Consider the following 15,929-nt stretch of genomic DNA (forward strand, 5'->3'; position numbering starts at 1 on the left):
AAATTTCTTGCTTTGTTACAATAAGGAACCTGACTGTCGTTATGCGGCATTAATTCTATACAATAATTTGGAGGCACAGGAATGAATTTATTTACAGATCCTCTACTGAAATTAAAAGAGTATAATACACTTTTATCTGCTATAAAGGAAGATATGGGTGCTGTTTCGGTTATTGGACCATCTGATTCTCAGAAGGTTCATTTAATATATTCATTGTGTACTCATGCAAAGACCAGAGGTCTGTTTATAACATATAATGAAATGCAGGCTAGAAGAGTATTTGATGATTTTTCGTTATTTCTAGGGGATGATGTTCTCTATTTACCGCCGAAGGAAACTATGCTTTACGATGTTGAAGCTAGGAGTAATGATATTATCTATCAAAGAGTTAAAACCCTATTACGATGTATGCAGGGTGACTATAAAATATTGGTTGTTTCAGCAGAAGCACTTGTTCAAATGATATCTCCTATGGACATATTCAGAGATGGAATTATATCCATTAATGTTGGAACACAAATTGAATTAGATGAGTTAATATCAAAACTAGTATTATATGGATATGAAAGAGTTGAATTAGTAGAGGGAAAGGCGCAATTTGCAGTTCGTGGAGGAATTATCGATATATTTTCAATAAATGAGGAGCAACCCTTTCGTATAGAACTTTTTGATACTGAAGTTGACTCCATTAGATACTTTGATGCCAATACTCAGCGTTCAACGGAAGCAATAGACAAATGTCAGATATCACCTGCCAGAGATGTTGTATATAAGCAAGGAACGAAGGAAAATATTATTTCCAAGATTAATAAGGATTTATCAGAATATGTAAAGAAGCTAAACAAGAAAGGAAATTCTGATATAAGCAGCAAAATAGTTAAAAGGGTTAATGAGGACATTGAAAAAATTAATACAAACCACTATTTTGCAGGAATAGACAGATATATGCCATATATACTGGAAAAACCAGCATCAATTCTTGATTACATTGACAACGATGTAATAGCCGTCTTTGATGAAACATTGCGAATTGAACAGAGAATTGAGAATTTAGCCCTTGAACAGGATGAATTGTATAAAAGTATGCTTGAGAAGGGTGCAATGTTGCCAAATGGAGCAAGCTGGGATCACTCTATGGATTATATTTTAAAGAGTGTTCATAGGTTAAGAATTGTTACTATGGCTGCAATTTCTTCAAATAATTCTTTTATAAGGCCATATACTCAAATTTCAATTCCGTGCAGGACTGGTAATTCATATCAAAATCATATGGAGTTGCTTGTTAATGATATACAGCATTTAAGAGAAAAAGAATATAAAATTATTGTTCTTTCAGGTCCTAGCGGAAGAGGTCATAGATTAGTTGAAACACTTGCAGCTAATGAAATTGTGGCAAACTTTGTAGATAACCTTGATAGAGAACTTTTAAACAAAGAGGTTGTGATAACCCGTGGAAGCCTTCAAAAGGGATTTGAATACCCTACAATAGGTTTTGTAATAATAAGTGACAAAGAAGTATTTGGACAAGACAAAAGGATAAAGAAGGCAAAATCCAAGCATGATGGTAATAAAATTAAGGCATTCTCTGACCTGAATGTAGGTGATTTTGTTGTTCACCAAGCACATGGAATAGGACAATATATAGGTATTGAAAAATTATCAGTTGGTGAAATTAAGAGAGATTATCTTAAAATAAAATATCAGGATAATGGCTTTTTGTATATTCCAACAAACCAGTTAGATTTAATTCAAAAATATATAGGCTCAGAGGGCAAGGTGCCAAAGGTTAATAAACTTGGTGGTACAGAATGGGCTAAAACAAAAAATAGGGTAAAAGAATCACTTAGAGAGCTTGCTGCTGAGTTAATAAAGCTGTATGCACAACGTGAAGCATCAAATGGATTTGCTTTTTCTAAAGACACAGTTTGGCAAAGACAGTTTGAAGAAATTTTTCCTTATGATGAAACAGATGATCAACTGAAGTGTATTGATGAAATAAAGAAGGATATGGAATCAAATAAGCACATGGATAGGCTTCTCTGTGGTGATGTAGGATATGGAAAGACTGAGGTTGCAATAAGAGCAGTATTTAAGGCTGTAATGGATGGGAAACAGGTTGCCTACCTTGTTCCAACAACTATATTGGCGCAGCAGCATTTTGAGAATTTTAAGAAGAGAATGAGTGATTTTCCTGTAACAGTAGATGTAATAAGCAGATTTCGTACAGCAGCTGAACAGAAGAAAATAATAAGGGATGTAAAGAATGGAAATATAGATGTACTAATTGGAACTCATAGATTACTGCAAAAGGACATTGAATTTAAAGACTTAGGACTTCTTGTAGTTGATGAAGAACAACGATTTGGTGTAAGTCATAAAGAAAAGCTAAAAGCGTTAAAGCCTAATGTAGATGCGTTGACTTTAACGGCTACACCTATACCAAGAACCTTGCACATGTCTTTAGTAGGAATAAGAGACATAAGTGTAATAGAAGATCCTCCTGAGGAGAGGTATCCTGTTCAAACATATGTAATGGAGTATAATGCTGAATTAATAAGGGATGGCATAATTAGAGAACTTTCACGAAATGGACAGGTTTTTTATCTATATAACAGGGTTAGAGGAATTGAACTAAAGGCTAACGAAATTAAGACCCTTGTACCTGAAGCGAGAGTAGCTATAGCCCATGGTCAAATGAATGAAAAAGAATTAGAAGACATTATGTATAGCTTTATAAACGGTGAATATGATGTTTTAGTTTGTACAACAATTATTGAATCGGGGCTAGACATGCCAAATGTGAACACAATAATAGTTGAGGATGCAGACAGAATGGGACTGTCTCAACTATATCAAATAAGAGGTAGAGTGGGCCGCTCAAATAGATTGGCCTATGCGTATATTACTTACAAAAGGGATAAGGTATTGTCTGAGGTGGCTGAAAAAAGGCTTCAGGCTATAAAAGAGTTTACTGAGTTTGGCTCAGGTTTCAGAATAGCAATGAGGGATTTGGAAATCAGAGGTGCTGGTAATTTACTTGGCTCTGAGCAGCACGGGCATATGGAAACTGTGGGATATGAAATGTATTGCAAGCTGCTTGAGGAAGCTGTCCGTGAATATAGTGGTGATAACAGTAATATATCTGATGAGGAAATTTCCATTGACTTAAATGTAAGTGCATATATTGATGATGATTATATAAGTTCTGAGGAACTAAAAATAGATATGTACAAGAAAATAGCAGCCATACTAGATGAAAATGATGTAATTGATATTAAGGATGAACTTATAGATAGATATGGAGATATTCCAGAGGAAGTAGAAAATTTAATGGATATAGCATATATAAAGATGCTTGCAAAGAAATGTGGATTTATTAATGTGCAGCAAAAGGACGATTATGTTATTTTTCAATTAAGTAAATCTGCAGTCAAAGTTTCATTATATATCGGAAGTCTTATGGATAAATACCCTAGAAGAATTTTGTTTAATGCAAGCAGTAATCCATATATAACATTTAAACTGAATAATAATAATGCAAAGGATATACTGTCAAATATTAAGATTTTATTACATGACATTATTAAATTGCAGTATTTAGAATAATTGAATATAATTATTATAGTGGGATTTTGTAAAATACAGGATTCATGAGTCAGAAAAATATATAATGGGGAGCGATTACCTTTGGAGAATGAGAATGTACATGAAAATGCAAATGTAAATGAGGAAGCAATAGAAAATACAATTGCTGATACAAGTACAGATGCAAAAGAAAATGAAATTGCAGCTACCAGTGTAAAAGGAACTGCAAAAAAGAAAGGAAAGAAAAAATCAAAGGGTTTGATTATTGGAGTTTTTGCTGCTCTGGTAATAATAGCAGCTACTGTAGTATTATTTATTTTTAAGCCATGGTCAGCCGCATATGTAGCTACAGTGGACAAGTATAAAATTACAGCACCAGAATATATAGTCATTTCAAAGATTAATATGCAGCAGTTTTTAGCAAGTGCAGGTGTTGATGCCAATACTACAATAGATAGTTATGATTGGAATCAACAAAAGAATGGAGAAGCAATTAAAGAGCAAATACAAAAGGATACTCTAAACCAATTGCAGGAAAACAAAATTATGCTGATAAAGGCTGAAGAGGCTGGAGTTAAACTTTCAAATGAGGATATAAATAATATTGATTCTACTATTATTCAACAATATGGAAGTGAAGAAGCAGCTAAGGAATCCATTAAGATTGATTATGGTGTAACATATAATCAATTTAAGGATTTCTACAAAGGACTTATTTTACAGCAAAATTATATTCAAGAAGAGCAAAAAAATAGCAAGATAATTGTTACTGATGAAGAAGTGAAGAAATACTATGATGACAATCCGGAATTATTTGAAGAGGTTACAATATCACACATAGTACTTTCTACTTATGACAATAATGGTGCACCAGTTAGTGAAGGGAAAAAGTCTGAGCTAAAGAAGCAGGCAGAAAATATAGTAACACAAATAAAAGCTGGAAAAGATATGAAAATTTTAGCAACAGAGAATAATTCAAGTGCAACTGCTGATAACATTGAAATGACTTTCGTAAAAGGTCAATTAAGTACTCAATATGCAGTTCTTGCTGATTTGGAAAATTGGGCTTTTGCAAATGATGTGGGAGCAGTAGGAATTGTTGATGCTGCTTATGGTTATGATATTGTAAGAGTAGATAAACGTGCTGTAAAGGATTTTGATGAAATTAAAGAAGACATAAAATCAAATCTTAAAATGGCGAAATTTACTGAGGAAATAACTGAAAGATTAGAAGGCTGGAAGAAAGACAAAAAATACGAAATCATTAAAAATGATAAAGTATTAAACAAATTAAATTTAGAATTATACGGAGAATAATTATACTTAAAAAAGAGAATCACACATTGTGTGGTTCTTTTTTGTGTGTAAAAAATGGATGGTATCAATTGAGTTACCAATTATGTATAAAAAATCATCAACTTAACAATACTAAGACTAAAATAACCTATTAAGGAGGTAATACTAAATTGAAAGCAACTGGAATAGTTAGACGTATAGACGATCTTGGAAGAATTGTTATACCGAAAGAAATAAGAAGGACTTTAAGAATAAGGGAAGGTGACCCACTAGAGATATTTACCGACAAGGAAGGAGAGGTTATTTTAAAGAAGTATTCTCCTATAGGAGAACTCAGCGATTTTGCCACACAATATGCAGAATCATTGCATAAAACAAGCGGACACATTACTTGTATAACTGACAGAGATTCTATAATTGCAGTTTCAGGTGCGTCTAAAAAGGAATTCCTTGAGAAACAATTGAGCAGTGAAGTGGAAAAAACCATTGAAGACAAAACTACTCTACTTATAAAATCTCCTGAAGAAAAAGCTATTTTGATATTGGCAGATGAAAACGGAGAAAGAAAGTATACGTCACAAGTAGTTTCTCCTATAATATCTGAAGGCGATCCAATAGGTTCAGTTATTTTACTGTCTACTGATGCAAATACAAAAATGGGTGAGATTGAAGTTAAACTTGCTCAATCAGCGGCTAGTTTTTTAGGTAAGCAAATGGAACAAAATTAATAAAAATACTGTTGAGTGAATAGGTTATTTAAATTTAATAAAAGTATAACAAATGAACTAGGTTAATTTAAGGAGAGGATTGAAACATTAGGTCTTCTCCTTTATAATAATTTATCCTATTGTCCTGTATAAAATGTCTAGAAATTTTTAAACTTTTGTATAACAAAGCCGGATGAATATACAAGACTTTTACATAAAATGTATAGTGATTTTCAAACATAAAGTTTTTAAATTTCAGTATTTAAGCCTTTCATGGTAATTAATTACCATAAATTTAATAAAATAATGGACATGGATGGTCTTAAAATTGATATCGATGTAGTTCTCCCATTTTATACAAATTTCTAAAAGTTAATTCTGCTGATTATGATTTTAGGGTGGAAATAAATACTGATAAATAAATGGATATTGACAGTTAATGCCATATATTATATAATTATCTTGAATTTGTGAAAAATGCATGGATGTTCATTTCTTAATATTCTAATATTATCTTTTAGTTAATTTTATTTTTTCAAATTTACTTTTCGGCTTTTATCCAGTATTTAAATTTAAAGTATTGTATGGATTATGTTAAATTTCATTTCAAACATATTTTGTGCTTTTTAAACATTTCAATTTATAGACAAAAGTTAATCTTTATTATTTTTGGGGAATTCTCTCTTTCTAGTAATTATCCTCAAAAAGGAAACAATGCCAATCCCTAAAAAGTATCTATACACTGTTTGTCTATTGATAATGAATTATAGGATACTTGGACAGGTATAGAGATTACTTCTGTATGATTCAAAATTAACAGTTCTGTGTTTGGTTAATATCTAAATAACTCAAACCTCAAACTTCGCACATAGAAAGCCTATTGAAGTGGTAGAAATATCAATGGTTTGTTGCCCAAATATCTCAAAAGTATAATTAGCGCTTACCTAGTATAATTTCGAGTTTATCTATTTACTTTTCATTTGATAAAGCTGCCACACCTGTGTATTAGATTTTAGCAGTATATTTAGCTACGAAGTTTGAGCTGAAAAATTCATTTTATAGGTTACATATGCTTTTCAAGCTTAACAAATAAATATTCTGAGAAAGTTATTTTAAGAATTTATATGTTTAGGTTGAGAGCAGTAATAATATAAATATAAGCTCTTATTGTTAGAGCAGAAGGAGAATAATTATGAATAATGTAAGTCTAGTTGGTAGATTAACAAAGGATGTTGATTTACGTTATACCTCAAAAAATTCTAAAGCTGTAGCTTCCTTTGTATTGGCAGTTGACAGAGACATTAAAAAAGTATTTGAGAATAGGAAAACTGATTTTATTCCTATTGTAACTTGGGGTAAAACAGCTGAGTTTTCAAGTAAGTATTTCGCAAAGGGGCATCGAATAGCTCTGCAGGGAAGTATACATACAAGAATGTGGGAAGACGATCAAAAAAATAAGCATTATGTCACAGAGGTGGTTGCTGACAGGGTATTTTTTGCTGATTCAAAGTATAAGGGAATAGATACAGAAGATTTAAATGATGTTTCAAATGAAGGCTTAAATGAAGAAGCTGTAGAAGATTCAAATGATAATCAAGATGATGAATTATTTGAAGTGATAGCAGACGAAACTGAGAATGTAATTTAGTAGTTACCTACAGAATTAAGCTAACAAAAAGATACTACTGTAGGCAAAAAAATTGGTATAAGCTAAATATTAAATTATAATAAAATGCTAAAGTCAATTACTATTTTAGGTCTTAGCTGCCATACAAGCATGAAAAAAAACTAGTTATACCTATTAGTTAGGTTAACTTAGCTAATTAATGCATATTCTTCATTTTGTTAGGCTTGCCAATAGTAATTGACTTTATTCTGCTAAATAATCTTCCGCTGACTGTGAGATAATTAGCAAGATTCTCAAAGCAAACGCAAGGGCTATTATAAGCTTTCTTCAATTGAGTTTATTATCATCAACATTATTTCCTCAATTATTTTAAAAAGGATTGTAATCTCTTAAGACATTTCAGAAATAATAACAAAAGCATATATTGCTATTTGTTATTCTGTTTCATATACAAAACATCCTAGTTTACATATGCTTTTCTTTTGAATTAAAAATATAGTATAATAAAAATGCTAATTTTAGGCTGTTACACCATATTGAAATCAACTATCCCAGTTGGTTTATTTTATATGCGTATTATTAAGAAGTTTGTATAATTAAATAGCAGACTATAGTGGGATTGGTTTTATAAATGCGTTCGACGGTCTATTTAAGGTCAATAATATTTTTTAGTGCATTAAAGCTAATTTTGCTTTAAAACTTAAATTAAACGCAGATAAGACTATCGGTAAATTGACTATTATGGCAATAATTTTATTATGGTAATAATTTTATGATAGAAATAAGGAGAACCCAAAATGGATAAAGGTAAACTAGAGAGACTGATAAATATTATGGAAATTCTGAGAAGTGAAGAAGGCTGCCCGTGGGACAGAGAGCAAACTCATCAGAGCTTAAAAAAGTACCTTATAGAAGAAACCTATGAGTATTTGGAGGTTGTGGATTTAGAAGATAAAAAAAGGATGTGTGAAGAACTGGGTGATGTTTTGCTGCAGGTAGTATTTCATGCACAAATAGCAAAAGAAAACGGAGATTTTAGTATTGAGGATGTTATAAATGGGGTTTGTGACAAGATGATACATCGCCATCCTCATGTTTTTGGAGATGTTAGCGCTGAAACATCCAGTGAAGTTCTAAAAAACTGGGAGGAAATCAAAAAAAAGGAGAAGGGAAGCAAAAATCAAACTTCTGTGTTGCAGGATGTACCAGCAAATTTACCTGCTCTTATGAGAAGTTTCAAAGTACAGCAGAAGGCTGCTCAAGTAGGGTTTGATTGGGATAATATAGATGATGTTTTTGCTAAAGTTAGAGAAGAAATAAATGAACTTGAAGCTGAGTATAAAAAGTCAGATAAAGCAGGTATTGAAGATGAATTGGGAGATGTATTGTTTTCAATTGTAAATCTTTCAAGATTCCTAAAGGTACATCCTGAACTTTCTTTATCTCAGTCTACAAATAAATTTATCAGAAGATTTGAAATTGTTGAGAAGAGAGCTTCAGAAATTGGTAAAAATATTAATGAAATGAGTCTTTCTGAAATGGATGAGCTTTGGGAAGAGGCAAAAATGCATAAATATGATAAAAATGGTTAGAATCATATTAGAACGAGGTAATTAAAGTCATCATCATTAATAATGCGGCGTGTACTGCATTTGATTAAAGACGGTGAGAATATATTTGACCTCGTTGAAATACCTCGAAATGCCTCTAAAAGAAGTGAAATAAGTAGTTAAATTTTTCTATAGTCGAAAAAATTCACAATGATTCTAGGTATTATAACAAGGTAATTAAAGCTACCCTCTTTAATAATATAGCGCGTACCGCATTTGTTTAAAGACAGTGAGATATCATTGATCTCGGTGAAATACCGCTGAAGAAGTGAAATTTTTCTACAATCGAAAAATTTAATAGAAAAATCTTATATATGATTCTAGGTATTTTAACGAGGCAACCACTTCAAAAAGACGTGAATATTGTGTTGATTTTCAGGCGTGAGAATATCTCTCGCCTCGATGAAACGCTACTGATGTAATGAAATTTCTTTATACTTTATAATTGAAAATTTCATGTTAATTCTAGGCGTTATAATATACCTTATGGGAGGAATTGTTAATGAATAAGTCAGAATTAGTAGACAGCATTGCTGAAAAATCAGGATTGACTAAAAAAGATTCTGAAAAAGCGCTAAGTGCATTAATTGAAAGTGTAGAAGAAGCATTAGCAAATAATGATAAAGTTCAGCTAATAGGCTTTGGATCATTTGAAGTTAAGCAAAGAGCAGCAAGAAAGGGACGAAATCCTCAGACAATGGAGGAAATTGATATTCCAGAGAGTAAAGTTCCTACATTTAAAGCTGGTAAAGACTTAAAAGAAAAGGTTAACCAATAGAAAGATATCGATAGAATATCTTAGCGGATTTATTTAAGCGCAGAAGCCTCCAGATTTTTTTAATAGATAGTATCTGTGCTATATAAGTACAATTTATTTAGAACTTTACATGATAGATATTAATTTTTGGAGGTTTCTAGTATGTAAAAGTCAAACAGGGGGTTAAATTAGCTTAAAAATAATTCGCTGCAAAATGGATTATTTTATCTGCCGAGAGCAGATTGGAGGTTAAAATGAGAATAGACAAATATTTAAAGGTAAGCAGGATTATCAAAAGGAGAACCGTTGCAAATGAAGTTTGTGAGCAAGGTAGAGTTAAAATCAATGATAAGATTGCTAAACCGGGCTCTGAGGTTAAGGTTGGCGATGTAGTTGAAATTCAATTTGGAAATAATACAACGACAATTGAGATAACTAGGGTCACAGAGCATGTAACAAAGGACGATGCAAAAGAAATGTACGTTATAAAGTAAATTTTATTGTTTAAATTAAATTGTTTAAATTAATAAGTAATTTTAAAGAAGAGCAAAACGCTGGTGCGTGTTTGTTCTTTTTTTATTTGTACATGCATATGTATAGGATAAAGGAGGGATTTAATAATGGAAGAAAAGAAAATAATAAAGCCTAAAAATCAAACTTTACTGCTTGAAAACAGAGAAAAACTAGTTATTACCGGTGTTGTTGATGTTGAAAGCTTTAACGATCAGATGATAGTTGCTATAACGGATTTAGGAATACTTATTATTCGTGGCGGAGAACTTCACATAAATAAACTTTGCCTAGAGAGCAATGAACTTATTATTGAAGGAGATATTTATTCTTTAGAATACAGTGATGGGGAAATAGGTAAATCAAAGTCTTTCTTTGGCAAAATGTTTAAGTAGTAACTTCAGGTTAATTATAAAACAGTAAAGGCTTGTGGTAAAGCAAATGATACATATTGTAGACCAAGTATACATATTTATGTATGCAATTGTTGGCGGTGCGATAGTAGCCTTCTTTTATGATTTTTTAAGAATAAAAAGAAGAGCAATAAAAACAAATGCAGTAATAGTAAGTATAGAAGATATTATTTACTGGCTTGCAGTTGCGGTATTTTTATTCATTACAGTGTATAAAAGTAATAGTGGTGAGATGCGAGGATATATATTTATAGGAAATATTATTGGAGTGTTACTATATGAGGCGTTATTCAGCAGTATATTTATTGCTTCCTCTGTAATGATTATTAATATAATAAAAAGAATAGTTTTGTTTATATTTAAGGTAGTAAGTTATCCATTTATAATGCTATATAAGGTTGTAAAAGTAATACTGAAATTACTATATAAGTTGTTGAGGATTATTTTTAATCCTTTAATAATATTAGTTAAATTTATAATAAAAAAAATATATGCCTTATTGGAGAAACCAATTTCTTTTATTTCCAATCAAACTCTTATTTTTACTAAAATATTATTTGATAAAATAAAAGGTTTTAGCAGTAAAGCAAGTAGTGTTACTGAAAAGAAATTAAAGAGAATGGCTACTTTAAAAAAATTAAAAAAAGAATAAAAAATAATTAATTTTGCAGGAGTTTTTACCGACATATAGAATATAGAAAATGTTGGAGTAGCAATTTTTATTTTACAAAAGATATTGATGAGAGGGTTAATAATGAAAAAACAAAAGAAGTTGAAACTGTTAACATATTTAGTAATTATTTCAGTTTGTTATTTTGGATATACATTATATACACTTCAAATCAGTATTGACGAAAAGGAACTTAAAAACCAAGAACTGCAAAGAAACATTAATATTGAGACAGCCAAGAATCAGCAGCTTTTGAAACAGAAATCATTGATTAATACTGATGAGTTTTATGAGCAAATGGCTAGAGAAAAATTAGGCTATATTAAAGATAACGAAAAAATATATATTGATACTAATAAATAACTATAGCTTGACGTAAACGTAAGAAGATGGCTTAAAAAAATTAAGTTTTAGTACGTAGTAAGCTTGGTTAACTGGGGAGGATTTCTTATTTTATGCCGCTTGAAGTAGGTACAATAGTTGAGGGTAAGGTTTCTGGCATTACGGCATTTGGAGCATTTGTTCAATTGCCAGAGGGGAGAACAGGATTAGTTCATATTTCTGAAGTTGCCCAAGAGTATGTAAAGGACATAAATGCTCATCTTAAAGAAAATCAGATTGTAAAGGTTAAAATTGTTTCAATTGATTCAAATGGTAAAGTGAGCCTTTCTATAAAAAAAGCTTGTGAACCAAAACAAGCTGCAATGTCTGTAAAGCCTCCAATGGAGATAGAATGGAATAGCAACAAAAATGCTGCCAGTAACACATCATTTGAGGATCGCTTAGCAAAATTTTTGAAAGATAGCGATGAAAGGTTACATGACTTGAAGAAAAATGTTGATTCCAAACGTGGAGGCGGCGGATATAGAAAATCAGCCCAGTATTAATTAACGTTGGATTAATATACAGTTTCAGAATACTCGTTTTCAGTTTAACATTTATTATTATGGTTTAAATTAATTTTTAGGCGCTTGTAATGGCCTTATTTTGTGTGCTTTTATGATTTGTTTACTTTGTTTTATATAAAATAATAAAGAGGATTACAAGTACTATAATAATTTATATAAAAAAATTAAAATTTTTTAAAAAATTTTTAATTTAGGTGTTGACACTTTAGTGCATATAGTATTATAATAAGCTAGTCGCGAATGGTTAGCGATGGTGGCCAAGCCGAAGTGGCGGAACTGGCAGACGCACAGGACTTAAAATCCTGCGGAGTTAACCCTCCGTACCGGTTCGATTCCGGTCTTCGGCACCAAATAAAGGATTGAGATTACTTTTATAGAATCTTAATCCTTTATTTATTTTAATCAAATTATTCTATTAATTCTGTTTATACTGTCTTTTAATTTTTGTAAGGAGGCCAACCAGCTATGAAATACAACTTTGATGAAATAATTGATAGAAAGTCTACATTTGCTGAAAAGCATGCAAAGCTTAAAGAACTTTATGGCTCTTCAGAACTTATACCTTTATGGGTCGCTGATATGGATTTTAAAGTAGCACAACCTATTATTGATGCCATGAAGGATAGAATAGAAAATGGCATATTTGGATATACGATGAGACCAGATTCATATTTTGATGATGTATGCGAATTTCAAAAGAAAAGAAAGAACTGGAACATAGATAAAAAGTTAATGAGTTCTTGTTTGGGAGTTATGCCTTCAATATGCATGATTATTCAAAAACTCACCAATCCAGGGGACAAAGTTATAATTCAAACACCTGTATATCGTCCTTTTTTTAATGCGGTTAAGCAGGCATCTAGAGAACTGCTGGAAAGCCCGTTAAAAGAAGTTGATGGTAGGTACTATATGAATTATGAGGATTTGGAGGAAAAAGCAAAGCAAGGGGCAAAATACTTGATTCTGTGCAGTCCGCACAATCCTGTAGGACGAGTATGGTCATTTGATGAACTAAAGAAGTTGGGAGATATATGTCTGAAATATGGTATAAAGGTTATTTCAGATGAAATTCATTCTGATTTGATTTTATGGGGGAATAAACATACTCCATTTGCTTCAATATCAGAACAGCTTAGAGAAATAACAATATCCTGCATTTCTGCTACAAAAACCTTTAATTTAGCTGGGCTTCAGTCATCAATTGTTATTTTTCCTAATGAAGAACTTAAGCATCAATTTGACCAAATGTGGGACAAACTTCACGTGGAAGGTAATAATTGTATGAGCATTGCTGCTATACAGGCAGCTTTTAGGCATGGAGAAGAGTGGCTTGAGCAGCTATTAAAATATATTGAGGAGAATGTAAATTTTGTTAAGAACTATTTTGACAAATATATTCCAAAAATAAAAGTGGAGCGTCCAGAAGGAACATATCTTATGTGGCTTGATTGCAGACAATTAGGTCTAAATGGAGGACAACTCACAAGGTTTATGACTTCAAAGGCAGGTGTAGCCATGAGTTCAGGCACATACTTCGGATCAAATGGTGAGGGTTTTATGAGAATGAACGTGGCATGTCCTAGAGCAATACTTGAAAAGGCACTTGAACAGATAAGGATAGCTGTTTCTGAGTTGTGATGGTTTTGCAACATAATTAACTAAAAATTGGTCAGATGAATTATTGCTTTGTTAATTATAAAGTTTATCTTTGGGCTCATAGAATAGACTTTCTATAATCTAATTAATGCAACTATTTCTAACTCAATTTTCCAAAAGAAAGTTATCTGCCTACAATTCAACTTGAATAATGAGTAAATAACAAAAGTGGACAGGCCAATAATCAAATTACCTGTCCACTTTCTTAATATTAATACTTTAATAGTTTTTAAGCTTTTAAATTACTTGCTAAGTACTTTTACAGTTTTAATTTTAACGGGTTCAGTTGGTACGGAAACTTCACCAGAAAAAGGATTAGCTTCAACTGGAGTATCTGCAATTTTATCAAGAACATCTTCACCACTGATGAGTTTTCCAAATGCAGCATATTGACCATCTAAGAATGCAGAGTCTGCATGAACAATAAAGAATTGGCTTGATGCTGAATTAGGGTCTTGACTTCTAGCCATTGAAATAACGCCTCTAGTATGCGAAAGTGTATTCTGTTCAAATCCATTTCCGCTGAATTCACCCTTTATATTTTTCTCTGATCCACCTGTTCCATCACCTTTAGGATCGCCGCCTTGTATCATAAACCCTTTAACAATTCTGTGGAATGTTAAGCCATCATAAAAACCTGATTCTGCTAAGCTGACAAAGTTATTAACAGTTTCAGGAGCATATTCTGGATACAGTTCAAGAACCATCTTATCACCGTTTTCCATTTCAATCTGTACCTGTGGTTTGCCTGTAGACTCAGTTTTGTCTGATTTTGAACAGCTAGTTGTAAATGAAAGTGTGCAAATTACAGCTAATAAAAGAGCCGTTGACTTTTTTAAAATAGATTTCAACATATTATTACAGCCTCCGTTTTTTAATAAATTAATTATTTTTGTGATAAGTAAATTATTAATGCTCATTACAAGCAATTAAAATGTTCCTGTGACTATAATACCCTATATTAAGGAAAAGGTCTAGAATTTTTGATAAAAATAGTATCATTTGGGCTACTGTGGAATAGTAGTTTATATAATTAGCATAAAATGATAAGCGTCCTCAAGTTAAATGAGAGGTATTATTATTTTATACAAGGATTTGTATTGCTTAAGGTGAGCAAGAAAATTTTTAGGTAAATTTATTGGTTAAAGAATACCAATTGAGTGAAAAAGTAAATTACATTTGCTTAACAAGGATGGGGTACAGAGGAGGTGCGGACGAAATCCTGGACCTAGATTTTAACTAGGAGATTTGCTATGTATTCTCAGGTAGATAGAGTAGAGGCGTAATTTAACTTTTCAAATGAGTTGATAAATTTTAGATAAATTTTACTTAAAAAAATATTAAAAAATACTTGCAATATTCAAAGTTTTATGTTAAATTATAATAGTTGTCAGCGGGATTAAATTTGTGAATAAAAAATTTATTTGCCGTATATAATAATAGTACAATTAAATTTTATACATCGCGGGGTGGAGCAGTTGGTAGCTCGTCGGGCTCATAACCCGAAGGTCGTAGGTTCAAGTCCTTCCCCCGCAACCATGAAGAATCGCTAGTCATAAGGCTTAGCGGTTTTTTTATGTTTATATTTTCGTTAAAACAAATAAATTATGGGTACTATTTGGGTACTATTAAAATTAAAAGTTATTAAAAGATATTAAAAGATTAAGCCTTTTTGGTGTCACTATTATTGCTTGTATTAGTGACAATAAGTTCCATTATATCAGCTGCTTGTTTATCTGCAGATTTCAATGCATGGCTATATACCGACAATGTAACATAAGGATTAGCGTGTCCTAAACGACTCAATTTATAATTTGTATATTGTTAAAAGTATAATTTACCTAGAAAAAGGCGTATAACTTATCGGGCTAGATTTTGAACTGTATTTGCTGTTAGTTAAAAATATTATAAACATAAAGATACTTAATATATATTGTATTTACATCAAATATGGTGTAAACTAATAGTGTAGATACATCATATTTGATGTATAAACATTAAACATAGGAGAAATAATATGAATGTATACCACTATGAAACAAGTGGAGGTAAGGATTTAATTCTAGAATATATAGATAAACTTCCGAAAAAGGAAAGGGCAGAGGGATTAACAATTCTCGGAAAACTTGAAAAGGAAGGCCTTGAAGCACTAGAGATACTTAATACTAGACAGATTTAAGGAAAACTTTG

14 protein-coding genes and 2 tRNA genes are annotated in these 15,929 nt (G+C 31.4%); 15 read left to right on the forward strand and 1 reads right to left on the reverse strand.

The genetic code is table 11. The features are described 5' to 3' along the window. The first annotated feature begins 81 nt into the window (after positions 1-81). The 13 genes from mfd (at position 82) to EHE19_RS02615 (ending at position 13,721) form a co-directional block, all read left to right on the forward strand. The gene (gene mfd, locus EHE19_RS02555; RefSeq protein ID WP_137697774.1) at positions 82-3,606 is read left to right on the forward strand and encodes a transcription-repair coupling factor; all 3,525 of its coding nucleotides are present in this window, start codon (positions 82-84) and stop codon (positions 3,604-3,606) included. A gap of 81 nt (positions 3,607-3,687) precedes the next feature. Next, positions 3,688-4,902 carry a peptidylprolyl isomerase gene (locus EHE19_RS02560; protein WP_137697775.1) on the forward strand — a complete coding sequence of 405 codons (1,215 nt, stop codon included), beginning with the start codon at positions 3,688-3,690 and terminating at the stop codon, positions 4,900-4,902. A 149-nt stretch (positions 4,903-5,051) separates the two neighbouring features. Continuing rightward, positions 5,052-5,609: a stage V sporulation protein T gene (spoVT, locus tag EHE19_RS02565; protein ID WP_137697776.1), complete on the forward strand. Its 558-nt coding sequence runs from the start codon at positions 5,052-5,054 to the stop codon at positions 5,607-5,609. Between the two features lie 1,171 nt (positions 5,610-6,780). Next, positions 6,781-7,236, forward strand: a complete 456-nt coding sequence (locus tag EHE19_RS02570; protein ID WP_137697777.1) for a single-stranded DNA-binding protein — start codon at positions 6,781-6,783, stop codon at positions 7,234-7,236. 776 nt (positions 7,237-8,012) lie between these two features. Continuing rightward, positions 8,013-8,807 carry a nucleoside triphosphate pyrophosphohydrolase gene (gene mazG / locus EHE19_RS02575; protein ID WP_137697778.1) on the forward strand — a complete coding sequence of 265 codons (795 nt, stop codon included), beginning with the start codon at positions 8,013-8,015 and terminating at the stop codon, positions 8,805-8,807. Positions 8,808-9,327: 520 nt separating this feature from the next. Next, entirely contained in the window at positions 9,328-9,603 is a 276-nt protein-coding gene (locus tag EHE19_RS02580; RefSeq protein WP_137697779.1) for an HU family DNA-binding protein, read from the forward strand. 233 nt (positions 9,604-9,836) lie between these two features. Continuing rightward, positions 9,837-10,076, forward strand: coding sequence for an RNA-binding S4 domain-containing protein (locus EHE19_RS02585; RefSeq protein ID WP_137697780.1), 240 nt, complete (start codon positions 9,837-9,839; stop codon positions 10,074-10,076). A gap of 126 nt (positions 10,077-10,202) precedes the next feature. Next, positions 10,203-10,487 (forward strand): sporulation protein YabP, encoded by a 285-nt coding sequence (yabP, locus tag EHE19_RS02590; protein WP_137697781.1) that lies wholly within the window; start codon positions 10,203-10,205, stop codon positions 10,485-10,487. A 46-nt stretch (positions 10,488-10,533) separates the two neighbouring features. After that, the gene (yabQ, locus tag EHE19_RS02595; protein WP_137697782.1) at positions 10,534-11,157 is read left to right on the forward strand and encodes a spore cortex biosynthesis protein YabQ; all 624 of its coding nucleotides are present in this window, start codon (positions 10,534-10,536) and stop codon (positions 11,155-11,157) included. A 102-nt stretch (positions 11,158-11,259) separates the two neighbouring features. Then, on the forward strand, positions 11,260-11,538 hold the full coding sequence (locus tag EHE19_RS02600; protein WP_137697783.1) for an FtsB family cell division protein: 279 nt from the start codon (positions 11,260-11,262) through the stop codon (positions 11,536-11,538). A gap of 92 nt (positions 11,539-11,630) precedes the next feature. Next, on the forward strand, positions 11,631-12,062 hold the full coding sequence (locus EHE19_RS02605; protein WP_137697784.1) for a S1 domain-containing RNA-binding protein: 432 nt from the start codon (positions 11,631-11,633) through the stop codon (positions 12,060-12,062). A gap of 282 nt (positions 12,063-12,344) precedes the next feature. After that, positions 12,345-12,433, forward strand: a tRNA-Leu gene (locus tag EHE19_RS02610). A 115-nt stretch (positions 12,434-12,548) separates the two neighbouring features. Next, positions 12,549-13,721, forward strand: a complete 1,173-nt coding sequence (locus EHE19_RS02615) for a MalY/PatB family protein (protein ID WP_137697785.1) — start codon at positions 12,549-12,551, stop codon at positions 13,719-13,721. 260 nt (positions 13,722-13,981) lie between these two features. Here EHE19_RS02615 and EHE19_RS02620 read toward each other — a convergent pair whose 3' ends face one another. Then, complete coding sequence (locus EHE19_RS02620) at positions 13,982-14,593, reverse strand: peptidylprolyl isomerase (protein WP_137697786.1); 612 nt, start codon at positions 14,591-14,593, stop codon at positions 13,982-13,984. 609 nt (positions 14,594-15,202) lie between these two features. On the opposite strand from EHE19_RS02620, the gene EHE19_RS02625 reads away from it, so the two are divergent. Together EHE19_RS02625 and EHE19_RS20030 are read left to right on the forward strand one after the other, a co-directional pair. Then, a tRNA-Met gene (locus EHE19_RS02625) sits at positions 15,203-15,278 on the forward strand. A gap of 478 nt (positions 15,279-15,756) precedes the next feature. Continuing rightward, a complete protein-coding gene (locus tag EHE19_RS20030) occupies positions 15,757-15,918 on the forward strand; it encodes a hypothetical protein (RefSeq protein WP_342343338.1) in 162 nt (53 codons plus the stop codon). The last annotated feature ends 11 nt before the right edge of the window (positions 15,919-15,929 follow it).

It is taken from the genome of Ruminiclostridium herbifermentans, from assembly GCF_005473905.2.
Lineage (GTDB): Bacteria > Bacillota > Clostridia > Acetivibrionales > DSM-1351 > Ruminiclostridium > Ruminiclostridium herbifermentans.